Origin of the sequence: Salipaludibacillus sp. CF4.18, assembly GCF_051262595.1 — a bacterium.
GTDB lineage: Bacteria > Bacillota > Bacilli > Bacillales > Salisediminibacteriaceae > Salipaludibacillus > Salipaludibacillus neizhouensis.
Genome location: NZ_JBIMEV010000106.1, coordinates 1 through 5,165, shown reverse-complemented (window position 1 = coordinate 5,165; position 5,165 = coordinate 1). Strand labels below are relative to the sequence as shown.

The 5,165-nt window shown below is 37.3% G+C and carries 5 protein-coding genes; 3 read left to right on the top strand and 2 right to left on the bottom strand.

Annotated elements, in window-relative coordinates:
* Positions 1–583 precede the first annotated feature (583 nt).
* On the bottom strand, positions 584–1,783 hold the full coding sequence (locus tag ACHABW_RS25310) for an MFS transporter (RefSeq protein WP_435759767.1): 1,200 nt from the start codon (positions 1,781–1,783) through the stop codon (positions 584–586).
* 243 nt (positions 1,784–2,026) lie between these two features.
* On the opposite strand from ACHABW_RS25310, the gene ACHABW_RS25305 reads away from it, so the two are divergent.
* The 3 genes from ACHABW_RS25305 (at position 2,027) to ACHABW_RS25295 (ending at position 3,706) form a co-directional block, all read left to right on the top strand.
* Positions 2,027–2,401: a hypothetical protein gene (locus tag ACHABW_RS25305; RefSeq protein WP_435759765.1), complete on the top strand. Its 375-nt coding sequence runs from the start codon at positions 2,027–2,029 to the stop codon at positions 2,399–2,401.
* An 18-nt stretch (positions 2,402–2,419) separates the two neighbouring features.
* Complete coding sequence (locus ACHABW_RS25300; protein WP_435759763.1) at positions 2,420–2,617, top strand: hypothetical protein; 198 nt, start codon at positions 2,420–2,422, stop codon at positions 2,615–2,617.
* A gap of 267 nt (positions 2,618–2,884) precedes the next feature.
* Complete coding sequence (locus ACHABW_RS25295; RefSeq protein WP_435759761.1) at positions 2,885–3,706, top strand: formate/nitrite transporter family protein; 822 nt, start codon at positions 2,885–2,887, stop codon at positions 3,704–3,706.
* A gap of 215 nt (positions 3,707–3,921) precedes the next feature.
* Here the strand turns inward: ACHABW_RS25295 and ACHABW_RS25290 are convergent, their stop codons facing one another.
* Positions 3,922–4,392: a flavin reductase family protein gene (locus ACHABW_RS25290; protein WP_435759759.1), complete on the bottom strand. Its 471-nt coding sequence runs from the start codon at positions 4,390–4,392 to the stop codon at positions 3,922–3,924.
* Positions 4,393–5,165: the final 773 nt, after the last annotated feature.

Below are 5,165 nucleotides of genomic sequence, written 5' to 3'. Positions count from 1 at the left end.
TAAAATATCCCACTTTGCTTGGCTTTTTGTTTAGTTTTCAAAGGTCAATGTGTTGATCGTTGTTTTCGAGTCAACTTTTATATTATATCAATATATCAATTGAATGTCAACAACTATTTATTTAACTCGTTTCGCTCGTTATCCGAAGTAAGATATTAACTATACCAGAATAATACCATCTTTGCAAGATGTTTTTTTAATAATGGTATGAACCGTTTTAAAAAAACCATTTCTTAACGACGGACTAATATCATAACACAGCATATTCTAATAGTCTACTATTATTTATCCTCTGCTGATAAACTACTAATGTTAACTCCTTCTTAAGTAAGTACCTATAAGACATCAATCTTTCATCTATGCCATTTAATCTTATAAGCTATAGAAGAAACTAGCTTAGTTTTCTATGACGAGCTTAATCCCTCTCTTTTCCGGGACGCTGCATAAATTAGTTTCCTGCGAAAGTAACTCAGACGAAGTATATCAAAAACTTCTCCTTTTTAGTGATAAGAAGAAAGAGGCACGGATATAAAAAATTAACAGCGCTGTAAGTAGCTAGATTAGGATGAATAACCCGAATAGTCTAATTGCTTTCTTGTGTTTTTTCATAGACTTTAAACTTAACCATCGCTACAACGCCTAAAATTGGTCCAATGCTTAACACAACAAATGCCCATTCCCACCCTGTCCACATTTGAATCCACGGAATAAGATTAATCGTAATAATTGTAATTAAGAATCCAATACACATTTGAAAGGTTAAAGCTGTTCCTAGATATTCAACCTCTGCAAACTCGGAAACTGCTACAGAAAACTGGGCAGAGTCAGCTATTACGAAAAATCCCCATATAAGGGCTAAAGTAATCGTTAACCATATATTGCTCCCAAAAGTGAATCCTATTAATAGCGCGCAAACCGAACTCACGGACAATGAGATGATCGTTAAATTAGACCGACCAATTTTATCAGCTAAAATCCCTCCTATAATAGAACCAAGCCCCCCAGCAATACCAATGGCTAGAAAAGAGACGAACACACTCAATCCAAGATCCAAAGAGGAAGAATAAGTTAAAAAGCTGGCTGTTAAAAATGCAGGAAGCCAAGTCCACATTGCATAGAGCTCCCACATGTGTCCAAAGTATCCGTAATTGGCTAACATGACTGGTTTGTTTTTCAGGACTCGTTTCATGGTCCTCATGGAAAAATGCGTTTTTTTCGAGGGCGCTGGTGCATCCACTAATACCACGCCTACAATAAAGGCTGAAATCATTGCTAAGGTTGAACTAATGAACAATACTAGAAACGCTTCTTCAACTACCACGATCAAAGATATTAAATGTGGTAATGAAGATCCAAGTGTTAACGCAGCAATTAATATACCTGTTGCCAAGCCGCGTTGCTTTGGAAACCATTGTGCGATCAGCTTCACTGCCGGCGGATATACACCTGCCAGAGTGAGTCCAGTAAGAACACGGATAAGTATACCTAAACTTGCGATATTCACAAAAATTAATAATATATTTAAAATTGCCCCGGTAAATGCAGAAATCGCAAATAGTTTTCTAGTGTTAATTCGATCAGGCAGTCCAAAATAAGCACTAATCAATGCACCAATGACAAATCCAAGAGGAACTGATGCTGAAAGCCATGCTTCGGTTGTTGGGGTCAGACCCCAGACTAGTTTAAGATTCGGTCCTATAACTGACGCGCTAAACCACAGACTTAAGGAAAAAAGCACAGCCGTTCCTATCAATCCTAAAGCTGTCCATTGATTTTGTTTCACATTCTTCACTCTCCCAGGGATTTTTCTTACCTACCCTTTTATTAAAATAATATTTTCAACTACTTGTACAAGACAGCTTTTATATTAACATTAATGTTTTTCTTATAATACCCTCTAGTACGAGCTAGAGGAAATTCGCCGCAACATTAGACCTTTTCCTGAATTATTATGTTCATCCAGGAAAAAATTAACGCACATCTATTGTAATCATCTGGTCAAACTAGAAATAGGCGGTGAATTTTCATGGGAAATAACATCAACAATCAACAACCTACGTTTGACCTGAACATACAGCAAGTAGTCGAAGGAATGACATTCACAAAAAACTTACGATCCGCTACGTCCGAGGAATGGTACGTGTTTTTTAAAGAATTAAGCGAACCAACAACAGGCGGCGTGGCAGCTACGGCCATTATTCACTATGAATTACAAGGCAACCGAGATGTATTTATGAAAACAACCGTTGTCGTCCAAGATCCTGTTTTACACAAATATGAATCTCACCCCTTATTATTTGCGATCATAGATGAAATTATTAATCGTTTAATCGGTTACGCAAATACATTATTGACTGTATACGCTGGAGAAAATAGTTACAACGCTGAATATATACGATAATCAAAGGAGAGGAAACATATGAGCACTGATAAATCATTTCTCAGAAAAAAACCTACACTAACTAATGCACCTAAAAAAGAAAAAATCACCCTTTCTTCCGATGCTCGTCAAATTCCTGGCGACTCGGTCGATGAATACACAGAACTTCGCGAAGTGAACCTTGGTTTAGCCGAAAAAGAACTTAGACAGCAAAATGAAAATAATTCGCTTGAATAATACAGATCAGTAAATCTTCACACCAACTCTGGAAGTAGCCTTAGGTGGCTGCTTCTTTGTTTTCAAAAAACAGAAGAAAAAAGTGATTTCCACATGTCCCTCTCTTCTGTACACTATTAACAACATCTATCTCAGGGATTGTTCAAAATGTATGTAAGTAAATATAACAATCATCAACATTTTACTAAGCCGTTGCTATAGGATGTTACTTATGATTTAAATATCGCACTATACTTACATTGAAATTACGGTTAGGAGATGGATAAGTTGTATAAAGATACGATACAAACATTGAATAGTATGGCCCTGGCTAAAGTGAAGCTGTTAAATACAAGTTTAGGAAGATATTTAGTGTCAGCCTGTTTATCAGGCGCCTATATTGGACTGGCAGTTGTGTTAAGCGTTTCGATTGGCAGTTCATTTGCAGAGATATCATCTCCAGTAGCATCACTCCTCTTTGCTTTATCGTTTGGAGTTGCTTTAGTATTAATCCTGTTTGCAGGATCGGAACTTTTCACCGGCAATAATATGTTTTTCTCCGTAAGTACGTTGTCTGGAGTAACCACACCTAAACAGATGCTTCAAAATTGGGGATGGTGTTACTTAGGTAATTTCTTGGGAGCAACGCTATTCTGCGTCCTTATTTTATACTCAGGTATTTTCTCAGGTATTACGGGCGATCATTTTTTAATGAAGATCGCGTCAACTAAAATGAGTTTGAGCACAACAGAATTATTCGTTCGCGGAATCTTATGTAACTGGCTCGTGTGTCTAGCTATTTGGTGCTCATTGAGAACGAAAAATGATGCAGCAAAAATGATGATGATTCTTTGGATCCTAACTACTTTTATCGTTTCAGGCTATGAGCATAGTATTGCAAATATGGCTATCCTAGGTCTAGCTCTTATTCATCCAAGTCCTGAAACAGTTACGATCGTCGGTTATTTTAGCAATCTAGTCCCTGTCACACTGGGAAACATTGTTGGCGGAGCCTTTTTCGTGGGATGTTTATATTGGATAATTAGCCCCTACCGACTAAAGAACGAAAAACCTGAACAACAATCACTTACCAGGAAATCAGCTTCCTAAATCCGAAGCAGGGTCCGAAGCAGGGGACGGTTCTTTGCTTCATTACTTCTGAATGGAATACCCACATTGTCAGCTTTCACCACCATCAATTTAAGTGCCAAGGGCTAGTTTCTCTTGACAAGCGTGTCATAAACAGAGCTATTACATTCTTATTAACAAAGACTCTTTCCCATAAGAAAGAGTCTTTGTTAATTCTGTAAACAACCATTTACGTTTTATTCTGCTAAGTGGCCTGTTTTTCCACCAAAAAATAAAAGTGGTTTTAAATGTTCATTACGTGATGCACTCTGCACACGGCCAGTTACAATATAATGGTCCCCACCTTCGAGTACCTCTTCTACTGTACATTCAAGCGTAGCAAGATTATCATTTAGAATTGGTACTCCGTCTTTGGAAAAAGTGTACGAAGCTCCCTCATATTTGTCCTCTGCTCGTTTAGCAAATCTCCAACATTCATCCTCTTGTCCTTTTTGAAGAATATTTACTGCGAAAGGACTTTGTTTGTTAAAAGCAGCCATACTACTCGCTTTCTTATCAATACAAACCAATATCAAAGGTGGATCTAATGATAGCGATGAAAAAGCATTTGCAGTTAATCCTATTAGTTTATCGTCTACTTTTCCTGTAATGACAGTAACACCTGTAGAAAAGTATCCTAAAGCATTTCTAAATTCTCGTGGGTCCATAGTCATTTCCTCCTCTAAGCTTTGGTTTTTCATTTACTTTATGCATTGGAACACAAAATAATTAAACCTTTTTCATTACTATACCAGTATAAATGCTATTTTGATTTTGTACAAAGAAGAAGATTTGGGGGCAGTTCTCTGTACTTCGGTACGAATTATAAATTATACATTGTAATATGGGTTAATTCTATATTTTAATGGGATATATCAACACTTTAAAAGTTTTATTTGTAAAACAAGGGGACTGTTCTGTGCTTCATTTTTAACATAGAATGTAAAGCCTGTGATTTACATGGATCGCGCGTATCATGTCTATCAAGAAATTACTTTCAAGAACCGTATAGTACGTGCACTCCGTTACCAAGAAAGCTTTTAAGGTAACTATTTTAGCTATAGTAATGTTAAAATGAAAAACCGGTATTGAGTGTCACTAAATTACGTGGTTGACTACGCTCAGGCTGAAACATTCGCACCCACTGACGGAAAACGTCAAGCATATCTACTATCTTCACTTCTTCGTCGCTTTGAATGTCATTAAATAGTAGAAGCACCTTTCAAATTACCTTATTCTCTCTCATGCCTCTTGTTTCTTCCCGCGACGTTTGTAGGTGCTACCGCCGTAGCATCTACCTCAAAAAGAGCTTTTCAATCTCGCTTATTCTTGCTCATGCTCTTGGTTTCTACCTGCGACGTTTGTAGGTGCTACCACCGTAGCACCTACCTCGAAAAGCACTTTTCAAACTCACTTATTCTCGCTCATACTCCTGTTTTCT

Bases quoted from the DNA above. Each gene is read 5' to 3' on its own strand.
- ACHABW_RS25305 (WP_435759765.1), top strand. From the start codon at position 2,027: ATGGGAAATAACATCAACAATCAACAACCTACGTTTGACCTGAACATA.
- ACHABW_RS25300 (WP_435759763.1), top strand. From the start codon at position 2,420: ATGAGCACTGATAAATCATTTCTCAGAAAAAAACCTACACTAACTAAT.
- ACHABW_RS25290 (WP_435759759.1), bottom strand. From the start codon at position 4,392: ATGGACCCACGAGAATTTAGAAATGCTTTAGGATACTTTTCTACAGGT.